18 protein-coding genes are annotated in these 18,943 nt (G+C 64.1%); 12 read left to right on the top strand and 6 right to left on the bottom strand.

The annotated features are described in order from the left end of the window. Positions 1 to 75: 75 nt before the first annotated feature. Positions 76 to 510: a hypothetical protein gene (locus FJ974_RS08405; protein WP_140529670.1), complete on the bottom strand. Its 435-nt coding sequence runs from the start codon at positions 508 to 510 to the stop codon at positions 76 to 78. Positions 511 to 831: 321 nt separating this feature from the next. On the opposite strand from FJ974_RS08405, the gene FJ974_RS08400 reads away from it, so the two are divergent. The 3 genes from FJ974_RS08400 to FJ974_RS08390 all read left to right on the top strand — a co-directional run bounded on the left by FJ974_RS08400 (position 832) and on the right by FJ974_RS08390 (position 5,005). Continuing rightward, positions 832 to 1,005: a hypothetical protein gene (locus tag FJ974_RS08400; RefSeq protein WP_181177004.1), complete on the top strand. Its 174-nt coding sequence runs from the start codon at positions 832 to 834 to the stop codon at positions 1,003 to 1,005. A gap of 176 nt (positions 1,006 to 1,181) precedes the next feature. Next, positions 1,182 to 2,093, top strand: coding sequence for a class I SAM-dependent methyltransferase (locus FJ974_RS08395; protein ID WP_226891525.1), 912 nt, complete (start codon positions 1,182 to 1,184; stop codon positions 2,091 to 2,093). 287 nt (positions 2,094 to 2,380) lie between these two features. After that, complete coding sequence (locus tag FJ974_RS08390; RefSeq protein ID WP_226891611.1) at positions 2,381 to 5,005, top strand: EAL domain-containing protein; 2,625 nt, start codon at positions 2,381 to 2,383, stop codon at positions 5,003 to 5,005. A 204-nt stretch (positions 5,006 to 5,209) separates the two neighbouring features. Here FJ974_RS08390 and FJ974_RS08385 read toward each other — a convergent pair whose 3' ends face one another. Next, the gene (locus tag FJ974_RS08385) at positions 5,210 to 5,866 is read right to left on the bottom strand and encodes a methyltransferase domain-containing protein (RefSeq protein ID WP_226891610.1); all 657 of its coding nucleotides are present in this window, start codon (positions 5,864 to 5,866) and stop codon (positions 5,210 to 5,212) included. A gap of 229 nt (positions 5,867 to 6,095) precedes the next feature. Between FJ974_RS08385 and FJ974_RS08380 the strand changes: the two genes are divergently transcribed. After that, complete coding sequence (locus tag FJ974_RS08380) at positions 6,096 to 6,722, top strand: TetR/AcrR family transcriptional regulator (protein WP_140529666.1); 627 nt, start codon at positions 6,096 to 6,098, stop codon at positions 6,720 to 6,722. Between the two features lie 31 nt (positions 6,723 to 6,753). Here the strand turns inward: FJ974_RS08380 and FJ974_RS08375 are convergent, their stop codons facing one another. Beyond that, positions 6,754 to 7,938, bottom strand: a complete 1,185-nt coding sequence (locus FJ974_RS08375) for a Gfo/Idh/MocA family protein (protein WP_140529665.1) — start codon at positions 7,936 to 7,938, stop codon at positions 6,754 to 6,756. A 198-nt stretch (positions 7,939 to 8,136) separates the two neighbouring features. Here FJ974_RS08375 and FJ974_RS08370 point away from each other — a divergent pair, with 198 nt between their 5' ends. The 8 genes from FJ974_RS08370 (at position 8,137) to FJ974_RS08335 (ending at position 17,138) form a co-directional block, all read left to right on the top strand. After that, positions 8,137 to 9,033, top strand: a complete 897-nt coding sequence (locus FJ974_RS08370; RefSeq protein ID WP_140529663.1) for a MurR/RpiR family transcriptional regulator — start codon at positions 8,137 to 8,139, stop codon at positions 9,031 to 9,033. A 69-nt stretch (positions 9,034 to 9,102) separates the two neighbouring features. Next, positions 9,103 to 9,885 (top strand): SDR family oxidoreductase, encoded by a 783-nt coding sequence (locus FJ974_RS08365; RefSeq protein ID WP_140529661.1) that lies wholly within the window; start codon positions 9,103 to 9,105, stop codon positions 9,883 to 9,885. Beyond that, positions 9,882 to 11,420 (top strand): mannitol dehydrogenase family protein, encoded by a 1,539-nt coding sequence (locus FJ974_RS08360; protein ID WP_226891523.1) that lies wholly within the window; start codon positions 9,882 to 9,884, stop codon positions 11,418 to 11,420. Before FJ974_RS08365 ends, FJ974_RS08360 begins: the two co-directional genes overlap by 4 nt. A 19-nt stretch (positions 11,421 to 11,439) precedes the next feature. Further along, complete coding sequence (locus FJ974_RS08355; RefSeq protein ID WP_140529658.1) at positions 11,440 to 12,354, top strand: sugar phosphate isomerase/epimerase family protein; 915 nt, start codon at positions 11,440 to 11,442, stop codon at positions 12,352 to 12,354. A 68-nt stretch (positions 12,355 to 12,422) separates the two neighbouring features. Next, on the top strand, positions 12,423 to 13,457 hold the full coding sequence (locus FJ974_RS08350; RefSeq protein ID WP_140529657.1) for an ABC transporter substrate-binding protein: 1,035 nt from the start codon (positions 12,423 to 12,425) through the stop codon (positions 13,455 to 13,457). A gap of 101 nt (positions 13,458 to 13,558) precedes the next feature. Next, complete coding sequence (locus FJ974_RS08345; RefSeq protein WP_140529655.1) at positions 13,559 to 15,106, top strand: sugar ABC transporter ATP-binding protein; 1,548 nt, start codon at positions 13,559 to 13,561, stop codon at positions 15,104 to 15,106. After that, positions 15,103 to 16,089 carry an ABC transporter permease gene (locus tag FJ974_RS08340; RefSeq protein ID WP_140529653.1) on the top strand — a complete coding sequence of 329 codons (987 nt, stop codon included), beginning with the start codon at positions 15,103 to 15,105 and terminating at the stop codon, positions 16,087 to 16,089. The genes FJ974_RS08345 and FJ974_RS08340 overlap by 4 nt, the downstream gene beginning before the upstream one ends. Further along, the gene (locus FJ974_RS08335) at positions 16,086 to 17,138 is read left to right on the top strand and encodes an ABC transporter permease (protein WP_140529651.1); all 1,053 of its coding nucleotides are present in this window, start codon (positions 16,086 to 16,088) and stop codon (positions 17,136 to 17,138) included. The genes FJ974_RS08340 and FJ974_RS08335 overlap by 4 nt, the downstream gene beginning before the upstream one ends. Positions 17,139 to 17,150: 12 nt before the next feature. On the opposite strand, the gene FJ974_RS08330 is transcribed toward FJ974_RS08335, so the two are convergent. The 3 genes from FJ974_RS08330 to FJ974_RS08320 form a co-directional block, all read right to left on the bottom strand. Beyond that, positions 17,151 to 17,651 carry an invasion associated locus B family protein gene (locus tag FJ974_RS08330; protein WP_140529649.1) on the bottom strand — a complete coding sequence of 167 codons (501 nt, stop codon included), beginning with the start codon at positions 17,649 to 17,651 and terminating at the stop codon, positions 17,151 to 17,153. Positions 17,652 to 17,776: 125 nt separating this feature from the next. After that, positions 17,777 to 18,253, bottom strand: a complete 477-nt coding sequence (locus tag FJ974_RS08325) for a DUF4189 domain-containing protein (protein ID WP_140529647.1) — start codon at positions 18,251 to 18,253, stop codon at positions 17,777 to 17,779. A gap of 28 nt (positions 18,254 to 18,281) precedes the next feature. After that, positions 18,282 to 18,941, bottom strand: a complete 660-nt coding sequence (locus FJ974_RS08320) for a hypothetical protein (protein WP_140529645.1) — start codon at positions 18,939 to 18,941, stop codon at positions 18,282 to 18,284. Between the last annotated feature and the right edge of the window lie 2 nt (positions 18,942 to 18,943).

The raw sequence follows: 18,943 nt of genomic DNA, 5'->3' as shown, positions 1-18,943 counted from the left end.
TCGGCTCTCCCCGCCAATTGCTCTGACACACCCTTGCCTGGACCACCAACCGGTTCGCGAACCGCGGCGGTCAGGTCAGTGCATGAACACGCCTCTCAGCCAGGCGAAGATGCCGGCTCCCGGCGAGATCGCCGCGCGCACGCGTGACGCCGCCCAGCGTGCCGGCAGGTTGGCGCCGACATGGCAATGGCAGACGACTTCGTGCAACTGCCAGTCGCTCATTTCGAAGAAGCGCTTGGCCTCGCCATAGGTGTCATCCCGCAAGCCCTGGGCGCGAAAGATCGGATCGTCGAAAGCGACCGTGATCGGCGATCCGGCAGCACGCATTTTTTCGCGCACTTCAGGCGTTGCGTATTCGGTGCCTGCGAGCGCCGTGAGGCGCCGGCCGGGATCTTGATCGAGAAGTTGCGCCCAGCGTTCGAGGCGTTGCCCCCGACTGGCGAAGAGAACCGTTGCTTCGGCATGAACGTCGGCAACGGCATTGAGTTGGTCAACGGTTTGGTGCTTCAAGGCCGCCTCCTAATCATCGGCAGAGGACCACCCACCCGCAAGGGAACTATGGCGCGGCTTGGGGCCGGCAAGGCCAAAATGCGCGATAACGAATCATTTGATCGTCATTCAGGTCCGGCATTGCCGGAGCGCGGTGAGATCGCGTTGGAACCATCCGCAGGCGTGACCGTTCTGCCAGCCTCAGCCGTCACTCGGGCTCTCGACGAAGGGCAGAGTTCGGCGAGCGCTCCATCATGTTCTGGCGAGGCAGATGTCTCGGAGATTATCCGCATAGGCCCACGGCTTGCCACGCGCGCGCCCCGAGCGAAAGGAAATCCCCTTATGGCCATTCTCCCCAACCCCGACCCGACGCCCACGCCGGTACCGACGCCGCCGCCGTTTCCGGACCCCAAGCCGATGCGCGAGCCCGATCCGGAGCGGCTTCCGGACGAAGAACCGGTCCCCAATCCCGATGAGAACGACGTGCCGCCGAAACACTCGGTAGCTGGCAGCTGATGTCGGACGCCGCCGCCGCGAGGCGCCGAGCGCGCCTCCCAGCGCAGAATTCATTCTCCCTATGATCGCTCGGAAACTCGGCACGTTCTTGCCCTGCGCTTCCAGGCCGCGGCGGCCTGCAGCCAACTGCCACATCGCAGGCGCACCGGGATTGACGTCCATGTCCGCGCACTGCAATGTGCATTAACCAGCTGTTAACCCTGCGACAGCTGAGATGGGGGGGTAGTTTGGAACCGTTTTTGGACGCGAATCTCCTGAATTGGGACGATCGGGCCGAACTGCATGCGACCGACAGAACGGGCAGCTACCGCATCGAGAATGTGCTGTCTGGCGGGTCCAATCTCTACGAGCTGGAAACGCGCGAGGTCGGCGACATTTCGGGGAAGGATATCGTCCATCTGCAATGTCACATCGGGCTCGACACGATCAGCCTGAGGAATCTCGGCGCGGGCAGCGTCACCGGCCTGGACTTTTCACCAAGGGCAATCGCCGCCGCGCGGGATTTCGCATCCAAGGCGGGCAGCGATGTTCGTTTCGTGGAGGCGTCGCTATACGAGGCTGTCGAGGCGCTCGATCAAACCTATGACATCGTCTACGTCACCTGGGGCTCGGTGAACTGGCTTGACGATGTCTTCCGTTGGGCGCGGGTGGTCGCCGATCTTCTGCGGCCCGGCGGCCGGCTCTATTTGGCCGAGGGCCATCCCTTGATGTTTCAGTGCGATCGCAAGGCTGCCGCTCTCGAATTGAAGGACGACTGGCGAACGCCGATAGCGCGGCCGCTCGTCTGGAACGAGGAGCTGACCTATACCGGCGATGAGCGCACCTTGAAGCATCCTCGCTACTATGAGTGGATCCATCCGATCAGCGACGTGGTGAACGCGCTGATAAAGGCGGGGATGTCGCTCGATTTTCTGAACGAGCACGACACGGTTTCCTGGCAGCACTTTTCATTCGCGGTCAGGGCCGGCAAGGATATGTACCGCCTGCCGGAAAATACCCCCAAGATTCCGATGGCCTATTCAATTGGGGCGACCAAGCGTGGTCTGGGGACCTACCGGATCATCCCAAAAAAGGTCGATGCTCATTAGCATTTCGCCCGAAAGTGCGCAGCGGTTTCGGGACAAAGACATCTTACAATCAAAGACTTGAAACAGGTCGCGTGAATCGTTTTTCACGCAACCTGTTTATTATTTCGCGAAAAATTCGGATGCGATGTCCGGGCGCAACGGCGCCCAAAGGCCAAATTTTTAGAGATCGTGAAGGCTAAAATTAATTTATTTCGCACTAATACTTCCATTGGTCAGGCTCATCGGAGAACCTGCGAAGCAAAGGGAAAGTTGCCCTATTGGCTCTTTTCGCCAACAGGTTAGGCCGTGTGAAGGCGGCCGTTTTTTCACCGGCAAGAATTCCGGCGGCGATCGCGATCGTCGTTATTGCCGTTTGCGCCGTGTTCGCGGACCATCAGAACAAGATCGTCTCGGACCAGGCCTCCCGCGCGGATGTGCTGGCCAAGGTCAACGTCATTCGCGCCAAGCTCGAAGGCAACATCAACGGCAATTTTCAACTGGCGCGAGGCCTGGTCGCGGCAGTCACGACCGAACCCTACATGGGACAGCAACGTTTCGCTGAGCTTGCCAGCCGCCTGTTCAACGAAGAGTCCCAACTTCGCAACATTGCCGGCGCGCCGGACCTGGTCATTTCCCTGATGTATCCGATGGCCGGCAACGAGAAAGCCATCGGCCTCGACTACCGCAAGAACGACCAGCAGCGTGCGGCTGCCTTGCGCGCGCGCGACGAGCGCAGGCCCATTCTCGCCGGCCCGGTCGATCTGGCGCAGGGAGGACAGGGCTTCGTTGGCCGATTTCCGGTATTCGTCAAAAGCGCGGGCAATACCGACCGGTTCTGGGGCATCGTTTCCGCGGTCGTCGACGTGCAGCGCCTTTACCAGGCGAGCGGCCTTCTCGACAAGGATCTCGGGATCGACATCGCGCTCATCGGCAATGACGCTCTTGGCGCCGGCGGAGTCCGGTTCTTCGGTGACGAGCGGGTCGTCCAAAGCGATCCGGTGACGGCCGACGTTTTTGTCCCATCCGGTTCGTGGCAGATCGCCGCGATTCCCAGGAGCGGCTGGCCCACCACGCCCGCCAACGCCTGGGAGTTCCGGGCGATCATGGCGGCGGCGGCGGCATTGATCTTGACCCCCTTCCTGGCGGCAGGCCGCCTGATTGACGAAAGACAGCGAAACTACTGGGAACTGCATCGGCTTTCGCGACGGCTGGAACTTGCCCTGGAGGCGTCGGCCATCGGCGTTTGGGAGCACGATCTCGAAACCAACCATCTCACTTGGGACGATCGCGTCAACGAAATATACGGCAGGGAGGCAGATGGCGGGCCGCGCGGATATTCGGACTGGGCCGGGGCCATTCATCCCGAGGATCTGCCTCGCGCGCTTGCAGACTTCGACAATGCCGTGGCCGGGCGGAGCACATATTCATCGGAATACCGGGTTGTTCGTCCGGATGGCGAAATTCGTCACGTCCGCTCCAGGGCGATCTTTTACCAGACCGCAAACAATTCGCCGCGAATGGTCGGCGCCGAATGGGACGTGACGGCAGACGTGTTGCTGAACACCGATCTCGTTCGCGCAAAACAGCTGACCGAGTCGAAAAATACCGAACTCGAGTCCGCCAAGGCACGCATAGAACACGTCGCCCTGCACGATTCGCTGACGGATTTGCCCAATCGGCGGTACCTGGACCAGGTGCTGGAAGATTATGCGGCAAAGGCCAGGCTGGGCGGCGGCTGTGCAGCGCTGCTTCATGTCGATCTGGACCGCTTCAAGCACATCAACGACACGCTCGGCCACGCGGCGGGCGATGCGATGCTGGTGCATGCGTCATCCGTTCTTAAGTCCAACGTCGGCGACCGCGGCTTCGTCGCCCGGATTGGCGGAGACGAATTCATCGTGCTCTGCACGGTGCATAACGATGTCGCCCAGCCGGCCGTGCTCGCCGACCGCATTATCGAGCAGATGCGCAGACCTGTTTATTATCACGGCCATGAATGTCGCTTTGGCGTCAGCGTCGGAATTGCAATCGACAATGGCAGGGACGCCGATGCCAGGCAGTTGCTGGTGAACGCCGATATTGCCCTCTACCGGGCAAAAAGGCGGGGCCGCAACCGGCACGAATTCTTCAGTGGAGAGCTGCAAAGCGAAATCGTCAACACGAAGAGAGTTGCCGACGAGATTCTGGCCGGTCTCGAGCGAAACGAGTTCATCGCATTCTACCAGCCTCAATTCGACGCCAAGACGCTGGATATTGTCGGCGTTGAAGCACTGGCGCGGTGGAGACATCCAGAGAAAGGCATTCTGGCGCCTGACGCTTTCCTGAAGACTGCCGAGGAACTGAACGTCGTCTCGACAATAGACCAGAAAATCCTCCACCAGTCACTTTTAGATTTCGAGGCATGGTCTGCCGAGAAGATTGGTATCCCGCGCATGTCGGTCAACGTTTCGGCGCGCCGCCTTCAAGACGGGGAACTCCTGAAGAGTCTGCGGGAGCTCAACATCAGAAAAGGGACTTTTTCCTTCGAGCTCGTCGAGTCGATCTTCCTCGACGACAACGACGATCTGGTCACGTGGAACGTTGAGCAGATCAAGCAACTCGGCATCGACATCGAAATCGACGATTTCGGCACCGGCTATGCTTCCATTGTCAGTTTGCTCAAATTGCAGCCTCGCCGCCTGAAGATAGATCGCCAGCTTGTCGATCCTATCGTGAACTCACCCCGGCAAAGGCAAGTTGTCTCCTCGATTATCGAAATCGGCAAATCCCTGGGCATCGAGATCATTGCTGAAGGCGTCGAGACGATGAAGCACGCACGTCTGCTCAAAGGCCTTGGCTGCGACATACTGCAAGGCTACGCATTCGGGCATGCGATGGATGCCGATGCGCTGAGAAGCTTTATTCGAACTCGTCGGTTGCGCGTCGCAAGCTAGAGCAATTCCAGGAAAAGTGTGACACGGTTTTCCGTCCGGAATTGCGTAAAAACAAAGAAATAGAGTGTTTCGCCGTTTCCATGAAACGGTGAAACGCTCTAGTGCTGTTCGTCCTTTCGCAGCGCTTCTTCGTCGATACCGTCGTGGGGCTCGGCGCCATGATTACGTCGGGCATCTGCGCCGCCGTCGGCGTGATCGCAATCGTCATACCCTCACGGCGCGCAGGAAGTGCAGGCCAAGCCAGTTGAGTGGGCCATCTTCGATGCGCTCGAACCCTGCCGCCGCCAGCGGTTCGCGGAGGCGATGCAGGTCGAATTGTCCATGCAGGCCATGCTTTGCCGACATATGTCTGCGCTCGCTCAACGGGCCGGCATAGTCGATCAGCAACAGCCGTCCGCCAGGGGGCAGAACACGCGCGGCCTCGCGCAGGCAAAGGCCGCGACGCGCCTCCGGCACCATGTGCAGCACTGTCGTGAAAGTGACCGCATCGAAGCGCCCATCTTCGAACGGCAGCTCGGCCGCATCGGCATGATGGAATGGGATATCGAGGCCGGCCCGGCTCGCCTTGCGGCGAGCGGTGGCAAGCATCTTTTCGGAGACGTCGACACCAATCACCGATCCGCCGGGCTGCACGCGGCGCCAGGCCGAAATCGCCTGGGTGCCGGTGCCGCATCCGACGTCCAGCAGCCGGAAACCGGGCGCCAGACCGGCCAGATCGAGCAGTGCCTCGCGATAGGCCCGGTCACGCCCGCGGGTCAGCATGAAGACCAGCAGGTCATAGAGGCGTGGAAAGCCGATGCCCTTGGCTTCCGGGCCGATTGCGGCCCCGGCGGCACGCGCTTCGCTTCGCATATGGTGCATGTTCACCACGTCCTTCTTTCAACAGCAGTTCGAAACCCGGCAACACCGGCACAGTGGCTGCCGAGTTGATGAAGCTTCGAAACAATGAGTATGATAATGGACACTCAGTCCGGGATTTCGACGAACGATGCGGGTGGAACGTCCGTTAACGGACAATCCGGGCCTGCCGTCCTGGAAAAGACGCCGGGAGAGGCGCGCCGCACCAGTGTGGGGCAGCAAAGGAGTGATCATGTCGCAGTCAATTGATCGCCGAGCCGCCCGTACCCGCAAAGCCCTTCACCAGGCGCTTCTCACGCTGATGCTGCGCAAGGGCTACGAGGTTCTGACCGTGCAGGAAATCATCGATGAAGCCGATGTCGGCCGATCGACATTCTACGCGCACTATACCGGCAAGGAGGATCTGCTGCGCAGCGGGTTCCAGATGCTTCGGGAAGAGCTCAAGGAGGCGCGATCCGTGCCGAGCGCGACAGCCGGGTCCTCACACGACGACCCGCTCGGCTTCAGCACGGCCATGTTCGAGCACGCAGCCCGGTACGCCGACCACTACCGCACGCTGATCGGCGGGCGAGGCGGCGCCGTGACGGAGAACGAGATACGCCTGATCCTGTCAGAGGTGGTACGACGGGAGCTGTCGTCGACCCTCAATGGCGACACAATCCCGCGCGACTTCCTCGTGCAATTCATCGTCGGCGCTTTCCTTACGACTCTGAACTGGTGGTTCGGGCGAAAGCCGAAACTCCTGCCGTCCCGCGTCGACGCCATGTTCAGAAGCCTGGTGCTCGACGGGCTTTCACCCCTGATCGATGGCGAGCACCGGCAGACGGACCTATCCGTCGTCGATCGCGGTGCAGACTGACTTATCTCAAACACGCAAGAGGACACAGCGCTTATCCGAACCGCGCCGGCGTCCACGCCCCTCCTGCCGCATTCGACGCCACCGCCGCTGCGACGAACTTCACGCCGCGCGCGCCATCGACGACGTCTGGCACCTGCGCCGTTCGGGCCGTGTCGACCGCGCTGCCCGAGCGATGCGCGCGAATGATGTCAGCGGCGTCGCGGTAGAAATTGGCGAAGGCCTCGATGTAGCCTTCAGGATGCGCGGCCGGCATGCGCGAGACGCGCCGCGCTTCCGACGTCGAGCCATGGCCGCCGCGCGCCAGCGTGCGCGTTTCCTCGCCATAGGGCGAGAAGCGCAGCTCCTCAGGCCGCGCGCCGGACCATTCCAGCCCGGCCTTGTCGCCGTAGATGCGCACCGAGAGGTCGTTGTAGTGGCCGGGCGAGGTCTGGCTGGCGAGGATGGTGCCGCGCGCACCGCCGGTCCAGCGCACCATGACATGCGCATTGTCGTCGAGCCGCCGGCCGGGCACGGCGGTGAACAGGTCGGCCGAGACCGCCTCGGCCTCGAAGCCGGAGATAAAGCTCGCCAGGTTGAAGGCATGCACGCCGATGTCGGCCAGCACCGCCGATTGCCCGGCGCGCGCCGGGTCGGTGCGCCATTCGGCCTGCTTCTGGCCCTCGGCATCGATCGGCCTGGTCAGCCAGTCCTGGATATAGGCGCCATGCACCGAAACGATGCGGCCGAGCTCGCCCGCCGCCACCATTTCGCGCGCCTGACGCACCATGGCGTAGCCGGTGTTGTTGAGCGTGACGACGAAGCGGCGTTTTTTCGCCCGCGTCAGCGCCACCAGCGCTTCGGCGTCCGCCAGCGTGGTCGCTAGCGGCTTGTCGCAGATGACGTCGATGCCGGCTTCGAGGAAGGCGGTGGCGATCGGCGCGTGCAGATGGTTCGGCGTGACGATGACCACGGCCTCGATGCCGTCCGGCCGCGCCGCTTCCGCCTTTGCCATGGCATGATAGTCGGCATAGCTGCGGTCGGGCGCGATGCCGATCTCGGCGGCTGAGGCGGCTGCGTTTTCGGGGTCCGAGGACAGCGCACCGGCCACCAGCAAAATCTGGTCGTCGAGCCGCATCGCCAGTCTATGCACGGCGCCGATAAAGGCGTTACGGCCGCCGCCGACCATGCCGACCACCAGGCGTTTGTGCGAGATTCCGTCAGCGGTTGCATAGACCATGATTGCGATTATCCTCCCTCGACAGCGTCCGGCGTTGTCACAGCCGGCCATGCTCATTTTTCGAATGATATTTCTATTTTTTGTTTTGTAAAACGATTGTACCGCGTTAGCCTTTTCTCCCAGTCCGGTAACGGGCCGCGTCCGGAGGTGGGATCGGATGGCGCATCCGATGTTTGGGGTCATCATGAGGCATATCCTATGAGCGGCCGCCGCAAAGCGGCCGACGAGCAATTTCCACACAGCCTGGAGACGGCGGCGAGAAAGCGCAGCCGTTCACTGGCGGCGCTCGGCTACACCAAGCCGCAGACCTATGAGGAGCTGCGCGCGGTGCTTTCTTCCGGCACCGTGCATTTTCCCAAACGCCTGCGCCAGGTCGCCATCTTCCTGTGGCAGCATCCGAGCGACGTTGCGCTTGGCACCATCGCCCAGGTGGCGGACCAGGCAGGCGTGCAGCCTTCGACGCTGGTGCGTTTTGCGCAGATCTTCGGCTATGCCGGCTTTTCCGATTTCCAGGGCCTGTTCAAGGACCATGTGAAAGGCTCGTGGCCGGAGCGCGCGGGCCACGAACAGGCCGCCGAGCCCAACGCCCATCTGCACTTTCTCAACGGCATGATCGGCGCCTCGCAGGCTTCGCTTGGCCGCATCGGCAACAGCTTCGACATCGACAGTTTCGAGAAGATGGTCGATCATCTGGCGGCGGCCGAGCTGATCTATGTCATCGGCAGCAAACGCGCCTTTCCCGTCACCACCTACCTCTCGCTGACGTTGTCGCAACAGGGCGTGCGCAATGTGCTGGTCGACAATGTCGGCTCCAGCGCGCTCGACCAGGTCGGCTGCATCGGCCCCCGCGACGCGGTGTTGGCCGTCTCCTTCAGCCCCTACAATTCGATCACGCCCGACCTTGTTGCCGTTGCGCATGAGCGCAAGGCGCGCATCGTCAGCATCACCGACAGCACCTTCTCGCCGCTGGTCCAGCTTTCCGACACCTGGCTGGAAGTGGTCGAGCAGGATTTTGCCGGCTTCCGCTCCCTCGCCGCCTCGCTGGCCGTCGGCATGGCTTTGGTCCACGGCGTCGTCGCACGCCGGACAGAATGATCGGCGATTGACGCGAGGGAATTGCCGTTCCATATTTGAAAAAATAGAAACTTTATTCCGGGAGGAGGGATGGAGGTTCGGCTCGACGGCAAGGTGGTGCTGGTCACCGGCGCGACGCAAGGCATCGGCCGCGCGATCGCGGAGACACTTGCGCGTTCGGGTGCCGCCGGCCTGCTGGTCACCGGCCGCGACAAGCAGCGCGGCGATGCCGTTGCTGCCGAACTGTCGGCCCTTGGCGCTCCAGCCGTGTTCGTCCCTAGCGATCTCGGCGACCCGGAGGCGCCGGCGCTGCTGGCGCCATCCTGCGTTTCCCACTTCGGCCGCATCGATGGGCTGGTCAACGCCGCCGGCCTCACCGATCGCGCCTCCTTCGTCGACGCCACTCTCGACGACTGGGCATCGCTCTTCGCCGTCAATGCCCGCGCCCCCTTCTTCCTGATGCAGGCGGCCATTGCCGATATGAAAAAGCGCGGCCAGGGCGGCGCCATCGTCAACATCCTGTCGATCAACGCGCATTGCGGCTCGCCGGAGCTTGCCGTCTATTCCGCCACCAAGGGCGCGCTGGCGACGCTGACCAGGAATGCTGCCAACGCGCATCGCTTCGACCGCATCCGCGTCAACGGCATCAATGTCGGCTGGACCGACACGCCGGCCGAACGCGTCATGCAGGCCGAGATTCTCGGCCATGGTCCGGGCTGGCTCGACGCCGCCAAAGCCACGCAGCCCTTCGGCCGGTTGTTCTCGGCAAGCGATATCGCGAACCTTGCCGTCTTCCTGCTCTCCGACGCCGCCGGGCCGATGACCGGCGCGCTGATCGACCAGGAGCAATGGGTGATCGGAGCAAACCGGTGAGCGCGGCGGGGTCCCGCGAAAACCTGGGCCCTGCCCTGCTTGATCGGCTTCCGGCCGAGTTGCGCAAGCCGACCTACGACCGGGCCGCCCTTCAGCCCGGCATCGCTCACATCGGCGTCGGCGCTTTTCACCGCTGCCATCAGGCCGAATACACCGACGACCTTCTGGCGAAAAATTTCGATCGCTGGGGCGTGGTCGGCATCAACATCCGCCCGCCTCGCCTAACTGAGACTCTCGACAGCCAGCGCTGTCTCTACACGCGGCTGATCCGCCAGAACGACGAGGTCGAGGCGCGAATCATCGGCAGCATCGTCCGCGTCGTCGACAGCCAGGACAGCGCCGAGCCGGCGCTCGATGTGCTCGCCTCGCCCGAGATCGAGATGGTCACCCTGACCGTAACCGAGAAGGGCTATTGCCACATCCCCGCAAGCGGCGCGCTCGATCTCGACCACTCTGACATCGTCCACGACCTCGCCAACCCCGAAGCTCCACGCAGTGTGCCCGGCATCCTGGCGCGGGCGCTAGAACTGCGCATGGCCTCGCATGGCCGGCCGATGACGCTGCTGTCCTGCGACAACATCCCGGCCAATGGCGTGATCCTCGCCAATGTCGTGCGCGCGATCGCCGAACGGCGCGGCAGCGGCCTAGCGGACTGGATCGCCGCCAATGTCGCTTTTCCCTCAGGCATGGTCGACCGCATCGCGCCGGCGACGACCGCGGCCGACCTCGAAACGGTCGAAAAACGCTTCGGCTACCGCGACAGCGCCGTCGTTGTCGGCGAGCAGTTCCGGCAATGGGTGATCGAGAAGAAATTTGCCGGCCGCGTACCGCGCTGGGATCTTGTCGGCGCCAGCTTCGTCGAGGACGTGACGCCATTCGAGCATTTGAAGATGCGGGTGCTGAACGCCGCCCAGACGACGCTCTGCTATCTCGGCGTGCTCGGCGGCTTCGAGCACACATTCGAGGCGATCGCCGACCCGCTGCTCGCCACTTTCGTCCGCCGCATGCTGATGGAAGAAACGCTGCCGACGCTGATGCCCGTGCCCGGCATCTCGCCATCCGCCTATGTCGAGCAAAGTCTTGCCCGTCTCACCAACACCGCGATCCATCACCGCAACCACCAGATCGCCACCGACGGCTCGCAGAAGATCGTGCAGCGCCTGCTCAATCCGATCCGCGACCGCTTGGCGAAAGGCGGGAGCATCGCGCTGCTGTCGGTCCCGGTGGCCGGCTGGATGGCCTATCTGGTCAAGGCCTCATCGCGCTTCGGCAATTGCTGGCAGGTGTCCGATCCTTTTGCCGCAAGGATTGCGGCCATTGCCGATGCGACCGGCGCCGACAGCAAGGCGCTCGCTGAGGCAATCCTTGCGACAGAGGCGATCTTCGACCCGGAGCTCGCCGCCAACGCCATGTTTCGCGCGCATGTCATCGCCGCTCTCGATGGGCTCCTGTCGCGCGATCCGATGGCCTTTGTCAGGCATGTCTGCGCTGAGCCAATCGATGCGCGGTTGAAGCAGCCGGCGCGATCTGCATAGTTAGAAATTGGGAGGGATCATGAGGCTTGGACTGCTCACCGCACCATTTCCGGAGACGCCGCTCGGCGAGGTCGCCGACTGGGCGCGCTCGGCCGGTTTCGAAGCCCTGGAGATCGCCTGCTGGCCGAAGGCGTCCGGCGCCACGCGCCGCTATGCCGGCACCAGCCATATCGATGCGACCGGCACCTCGGCCGCCGAAGCCAGGGACATCGCCGCCGGGCTTGCCGGCAAGGGCCTGACCGTCTCCGGCCTCGGCTTCTATCCCAACCCGTTGCATCCCGATCAGGCGCATCGCGAGGCGGTCATCGATCACCTGAAGAAGGTGGTCGTGCTGGCGAGCCGCATGGGTATTTCCGTGGTCAACACCTTCTGCGGCGGCGATGCCTCGAAAACCGTCGACGTCAACTGGCAGGAGGCGCTCAAGGTCTGGCCCGCCATCATCGCGCATGCGCGCGACCACGGCGTCAAGCTCGCCTTCGAGAACTGCCCGATGATCTTCAGCTATGACGAATGGCCGGGCGGGCACAACATCGCCTACTCGCCGCAGATCTGGCGCCGCATCCTCGAGGCCTGGGGCGGCGACGTCGGCATGAATTTCGACCCCTCGCATCTTGTCTGGCAAATGATCGACAAGGCCCGCTTCATCCGCGAGTTCGGCCCCTACATGCTGCATGTCCATGCCAAGGACCTGATGATTGATCATGATGGACTCTACGAGCGCGGAATCCTTTCGGCCGGAATAGGCTGGCAGGTGCCGCGCATGCCGGGGCTGGGCGACATCAACTGGGGCAGTATCTTTTCGGGCCTTTATCGGGCCGGATATGACGGGCCGGTCATCATCGAGCATGAGGACCGGCAGTTCGAGGGGAGCGACGAAAAGGTCAAGCGCGGTTTCCTGCTGGCCCGCGACGTGCTGCGCCCCTTCATCAAATAACGAAAGCGGCTCCGATCTCGTCGGGGGCCCGGAATTGAAACTGAGAATCAATGTGGAGGAGTACTGAAATGAAAAAATACCTGACCATGGCGCCGCTACTTGCCGGTGCCGCCCTGCTCGCCTCGGTGGGCTTCGCGTCCGCCGAGGGCAAGTACACGATCGGCATTTCCAACACCGTGCAGGGCAATGGCTGGCGCGAGGAAATGATCTGCGCCATGAAGGCGCAGGCGCTCGCTTCCGGCGAGGTGGCCAAGCTCAACATCGCCCACCGCAACACCGACGCCGCCGGCCAGCTCGAGGACATCCGCAACCTGATCAGCGCCAAGGTCAACGCCATCGTCGTCAACCCCGCCGATCCGGCCGGCATCAAGGCCGGCCTCGAGGAAGCCACCAAGGCCGGCATCGTCGTCGTCGCCGTCGACCAGGCGGTAACCGAGCCGTCGGCCTACATCATCTCCAACAACCAGGAGCAATACGCCTATCTCGGCGCCAAGTGGCTGTTCCAGCAGATCGGCGGCAAGGGCGAGGTGCTTTATATGCGCGGCGCCGCCGGCGCTTCGGCCGACTCCGATCGCGACAAGGGCTTCAAGAAGGCGCTTGCGGAATTCCCCAACGTGAAAGTCGCGCAGGAAGTCTTCACCGGCTGGCAGCAGGACCAGGCCAAGCAGCAGATCCTGTCCTTCCTGGCCACCGGCACGCCGATCAACGGCATCTGGACCTCCGGCATCGACAACGTCATCGTCGACGCGCTGGTCGAGCAGCAGGCCCCGATGGTGCCGGTCGTCGGCGCCGACAACGCCGGCTTCGTCGGCCAGCTGAACTCGGTCAAGGGACTGGTCGGCGCTGCCGTCACCAACCCCGGCTCGATCGGCGGCGCCGGTGTGACGCTCGCCCTGCAGATCCTTGACGGCAAGAAGCCGGCGCAGCAGACCGTTCTCGTAGAGCCGCAGCTCTGGGAGAACGCCACCGACGAAGGCAAGGCCAAGCTCAAGGCTGCGGCCGACCCGTCGCTCAGCCCCGAATGGCCGGTCTCGATCTCGATCCCGAACTGGACCACCTACAGCAAGGACCAGATCGTCGCCTGCAAGGGCCCGGGCGAATAAGCCCCTGATCCGAAACGGAAGAAGAGGACGCCGGACTAAAGTCCGGCGTCCTTGCCATTTGATTTGGGCTGCATAATTTGAGCCGTTGGACCGAGAACGCTTTGAAGACCAACCCTCTCCTCGACGCCACCGGCGTGGCGAAAAATTACGGCGCGGTGGCGGCGCTGCGCAATGCGTCGTTGTCGGTGCTGCCGGGCGAGGTGCATGCGCTGATGGGCGCCAACGGCGCCGGCAAGTCGACATTGGTGAAGATCCTGACCGGCGCCATCCGGGCGGACGCCGGCCGCATCCTGATCCGCGGCGAGCCGCGCGACGTGCGCACGCCCGCCGCCGCGCGCCGCGCCGGCCTGCTGCCGGTCTACCAGGAGCCGGCGCTGATCCCCGATCTCGACGTGCTGTCCAATTTGCGGCTGACCGGCACCCCGGTCGAGCCGTTCCGCGCCTGGGTGCGCGAGCTCGGCATTCCCGATCTCGACATCCGCGAGACCGCGCGCGACATTCCGCTCGCCGTGCTGCGCGTGCTCGATCTGGCGCGTGCGCTCGCCGTCGAGCCCGACGTGCTGTTGCTCGACGAAATAACGGCGGCGCTGCCCGCCAACCTTGCCGAAAAGGTGCTGGAAGTCGTGCGCCGGCAAGGCGACAGCGGCCGCTCGGTGATCTTCATCTCGCATCGTTTCGTTGAGATCTCGGCGCTTTGCGACCGCGCCACGGTGCTGCGCGACGGCTCCACCGTCGGCGTCGTCGACATCGAGCCCGGCGTCGAGGAAAAGATCGTCGAGATGATGCTTGGCGCCCGCGTCGAGAAGAGCAGCGTCGTCGCGGCACGCTCGGCAAGCGAGGCGTCAGCCGTCGAGGATGGCCGCCCGCGGCTTGTCGTGCGCAACCTGCAGCTCGGCACCAAGCTCAACGATGTCTCGTTCGATCTCGCCAATGGCGAGGTGGCCGGCGTCGTGGCGCTCGAGGGACAGGGCCAGGACGAGCTCTTCGCCGCGCTTGCCGGCTCGATCCGGCCGGCTGGCGGCACGATCGAAGTCGACGGCGCGCCGGTGAAGTTCTCGCACCCTGGCGACGCGATTCAGGCTGGCATCGCCTATGTGCCGGGCGACCGTACCGAGGCGCTCGCCATGCAGCGCTCGGTGCGCGAGAACATCGCGCTGCCCTTCAGCGCGGCACCGCGCAAATGGGGACCGATCCGGGTGCAGCGGGAAAGCATGGTGGTTTCCAGCGCCATCGCCCGGCTGCAGATCGACACCCGCGCGCAGGGCGAGGTGCAGCGCCTGTCCGGCGGCAACCAGCAGAAGGTGACGATCGCCCGCTGGATCGCCGCGGATGCCCGCACCATCCTGTGCTTCGACCCGACGCGCGGCATCGATGTCGGCACCAAGCAGGAGATCTACAAATTGCTGCGCGAGCTCGCCGGCCTTGGCAAGTCGGTGCTGTTCTACACATCCGAGCTGGAGGAGGTGCAGCGTGTCTGCGACCGCGTCATCGTCATCTTCGGCGGCCGCGTCGTCGACACCTTCCCGGTCGAGCTTGCCGACGAGCCGACGCTGATGCGCGCCGCCTACGGCCTGCCGCGCGGCATCAAGGCGGATATTGGCATCCTCGCCGATGTCAGGCCGGCTTCCGACGTGGAGGCCGCGTCGTGAGCCGCTTCTTCCGCCGCCAGGGCTGGGTCGCTGGGCTTTTCGCCCTGCTCATCCTTTTGTTCATCCTCACCAAGCTGATCCAGCCGGGCTACGGCAGCGGCGATTTCGGTTCGCTGGCGCGGGCCGTTTTGCCCTATGCCTTCGCGGTGGCCGCCCAGACGGTCGTCGTCATCGCCGGCGGCATCGACCTCTCTGTCGCCGCCATGATGGCGCTGACCAGCGTCACCGCGGCCTCGATGATGAATGGCGCCTCGGAGGACTATGCGCTGTTCGTGGTGCCGTTCGTGCTGACCATGGGGTTGGTGCTGGGTGCGGTCAACGGCCTGCTGATCGTCATCACCCGCGTGCCCGACATCGTGGTGACGCTTGCCATGCTGTTCGTGCTGCAGGGCGCCGCCCTTCTGGTGCTCGGCGCGCCGGGGGGTGCTGCCGCCGAATGGCTGAAAGCCATGATTTCGGGCACGGTGCCGATACCGGGCCTGCCTGAAAATATCGACGCCTGGCTGCCCAAGGCGCTGCTGGTGCTGATCGTCTGCCTCTGCGTCATCTGGCTGCCGCTCAGGCGCTCGCGCCTCGGCCTCTCCATCTACGCTATCGGCTCGAGCGAGCTGGCGGCATTCCGCAGCGGCGTGCCGGTGGGGCGTACCCGCGTCATCGCCTACGCGCTGTCCGGCCTGTTCGCCGCCATGGGCGGGCTGGCGCTGACCATGAGCACCGGTATCGGCGCGCCGATCCCCGGGCCTTATCTGCTCGCCAGCGTCGCCGCGGTGGTGCTCGGCGGCGTTGCGCTTGGCGGCGGCAAGGGCGGCCTGCTTGGACCGATCGTCGCCGTCTTCGTGCTGCGGCTGGTGCGCACCGACCTGACGCTGCTCGCCATCGACCCCAATGTCACCGCCATCATCGAGGGCGCGATCATGGTCGCCGTGGTCATGTTCGGCGCCTTCATCACCATCCGCGGCCGCCCGGTGGGAGCAACACCATGAGTAGCAGCGCGACCATGCCCCAGCCGGTCTCCTTCGGCCGCCGCACAAAACGCTTCATGGCCGACAGGCCGCTCATTCCGCTGATCATCCTGCTGGTCATCCTGGTGGTGATCCTGCAGATCCTGCGCCCCGGCATCGTCAACGAGCGCTGGATCGCCAACACGGCGAAATTTGCCATTCCGCTGGCGATCCTCGCCGGCTGCCAGACCATGACGATGCTGACCGGCGGCATCGACCTTTCCGTCGGCACGGTGGCGACGATGAGCGCCTTCATCATGGCCACCCAGATCGTCAACCAGGATCCGGCGGTGGCTTTTGTCCTCGCCATGCTGCCGGCGGTGCTGATCGGCCTCGTCAACGGCATCGGCGTCGGCGTCTTCCGCGTCCACCCGCTGATCATGACGCTCGGCACCAGCCTGATCGGCACCGGCTTCCTGCAGGTCTACCAGCGCACTGTCATCGCCTCGGGCGCAAAGATCCCGGACTTTCTCAGCTGGCTGGGCACCGGGGTGACGAACCTGCCGGACGCGTTCATACCTTCGCCGGCGCTGCAGGAACGGCTGGCTCAGGCAGGCATCATTTTTCCCGTGCCGAACGCACTGCTCCTGTTCGTGCCGGTCGCGGTGCTGATCGTCTTTACCTTGAACCGCACCGGCTTCGGCCGGCTGCTCTACATCGTCGGCGACAATGAGCGCGCGGCGCGGCTTTCCGGCGTCCGCTACTGGCAGGTGATCACGGCGCTTTACGTCATCTCCAGCCTGCTCGCCGGCATCACCGGGCTGCTCTATATCGGCCTGATCAAGGCGCCGTCCCTGTCACTGGCCGAGCCGCTGGTGCTGCCCTCGGTCGCCGCCGCCGTCATCGGCGGCACCTCGATCTTCGGCGGCCGCGGCGGTTACACCGGCACCATCATCGGCGCGCTGATTCTCACCGTGCTGACGACGCTTTTGACCATCCTGCAAATGCCCGAAGGCGGCCGCCGCATTCTGTTCGGCCTGATTGTGCTGTTCGTGACGGCGGCGTATTTGCGGATTATCGAGGAGAGATAAGCGCGGAAAAAATCACCGCCCGCTCAGCGCCGCTGCGCGATCCAGCGCCGGGCCGAGCCCTTTCAGGGATACCGGAAAGCTCAGCTTGGTATCGGCGGCGGTGGTGACGGTGAGCTTCAGCGCCGTGCCTGCTTTCAGTTTCTGCGCCAGCGCCCGATCGACCGGAAACAGCGCAATGCATCCATTGGGCAGGCAGGTTCGGAATTTCAGCGGGCCGACGGGCGGCTGGTCGTCGATCTCAGCCGTCACGCCGGGGTCGAACAGGATGCCGAAGGGCAGCAGCAAGGTGCCGGTCATTCCGCCCTTCGCACCCGGGCGCAGTTCCAGCGCCAGAAGCCTTTGGCCGTTTTTCTGCGTCTGGTCCTGCGAGACCATGCAGACCCGGGCATTGTCCTGGATGCCGCAGGCCAGCTGCCAATCCTGGTAGGTTTCCTGGAGCGACGATGCGCCGTTCGGCAGCGTGGCCGCCTGCTGTTGTTGCTGCGCGGATGCAGGCGGCACCGACGCGACCATGGCAGCCGCGCAGATGGCGGCCGCCCTCAAGGAGGTGGGTCTAAGATCGAACAATGCTTGAAACTTTCTCTTGTCTGATTGGCGCGCGGTCGAACTGACACCGCTCTACCGCCTCGTGGCGGCCGTCACGTACAGACCCACTCGCGGATCTTGCACTGGGCTCCCGCCGCCTCGCAGGCCTGCAGAGCGAGGTCTTCCGCTTCCCGGCGGGTCTCGGCGGACTTCGCACCCCAGGGCGTGAACCGGTTGGCTTCCTTCTTGCCGAGGGCGAGCGCGCCGCAGTGATTGTAGGGAAAGCCGGTCTGGTCGTCGTCATCCCAATGGCGATGGTTGCGGAACACGCTGACCACGCTGCAGGCCTTTCCGCCCGCATTCTCGCAATGCTTGAGGGCGATATCCATGGCCTCCTGCCGCTTGTCGGCGCCCCAGAAGAAGCCATACCTGACATCGGCGCTGGAATAGGCGATCGCCGCCCAGATGCCTTTTTCCTCCTGTGGCGGCGGCGCGGGCGGCTCCTCCGGTCCCGGCATGTCGGCCGAAATGACCTGCCCGGTCCAGAGCAAGGCGAGGCCGAAAACGGCAGCCCTATATCCCGGTCTCATCACCAATCCCTTCCAACGCCCTGCGTCTTCACTTCGCCGCCGACGCCACGGAGATCACCACGCAGCTGCTGCCCGTCGGCAGCAGCATGGCTTGACCCGTGTTGCCGCCAAGCTCGTACACTTCGACCTGGCCGAGATGGTCGGTGATCTTGCTGCCTTGCGGAAGCATGCCCGTGATGTCGGCACACGGGCTGGCGAACGGCGCCACCCGCACCATCGTCCCCTCGCACCCCGAGGCGGTGGGCGATGCGAAGACGACGCCGGCCGCCGGCCCGCTATAGCGGTCCGTCGCATAATCCATGCCGACAAACGCCTCGACCGCGTGCTTGTCGGCAGCCTGATCGTTCCAAGACGATTTGACGCTGTATTTTGTCCCGGTCGTCAAAAGCTGTCCAAGCACCGGAAAGACCGTCGAACAGGACTGCACGCCGGCCTGCTTGACGTGCTGCAGGAAAGGCGTGTCCGGCAGCGCAGGCGCCGCCGCCTCGGCCTGTGCGGCCATCGGGCTGCCGACGAGGCCGGCGATCGCGACATAGTTCGCGGCGGCATAGCCAAGACCGGCCATCGCCAGCCCCAACAGCGCAAGCCCGGCGATGCGCGGCCACCGCCGCATCGGCTCGGCCTGCCGATCCACCTGGACGTTCGGGCCGCCGCGTGTCGCGGACAGGAAAGGATCTTGCTGGCTCATGG

The sequence above is a fragment of the Mesorhizobium sp. B1-1-8 genome, from assembly GCF_006442795.2.
Classification (GTDB): Bacteria; Pseudomonadota; Alphaproteobacteria; order Rhizobiales; family Rhizobiaceae; genus Mesorhizobium.
This window is presented reverse-complemented; position numbering and strand designations above follow the sequence as displayed.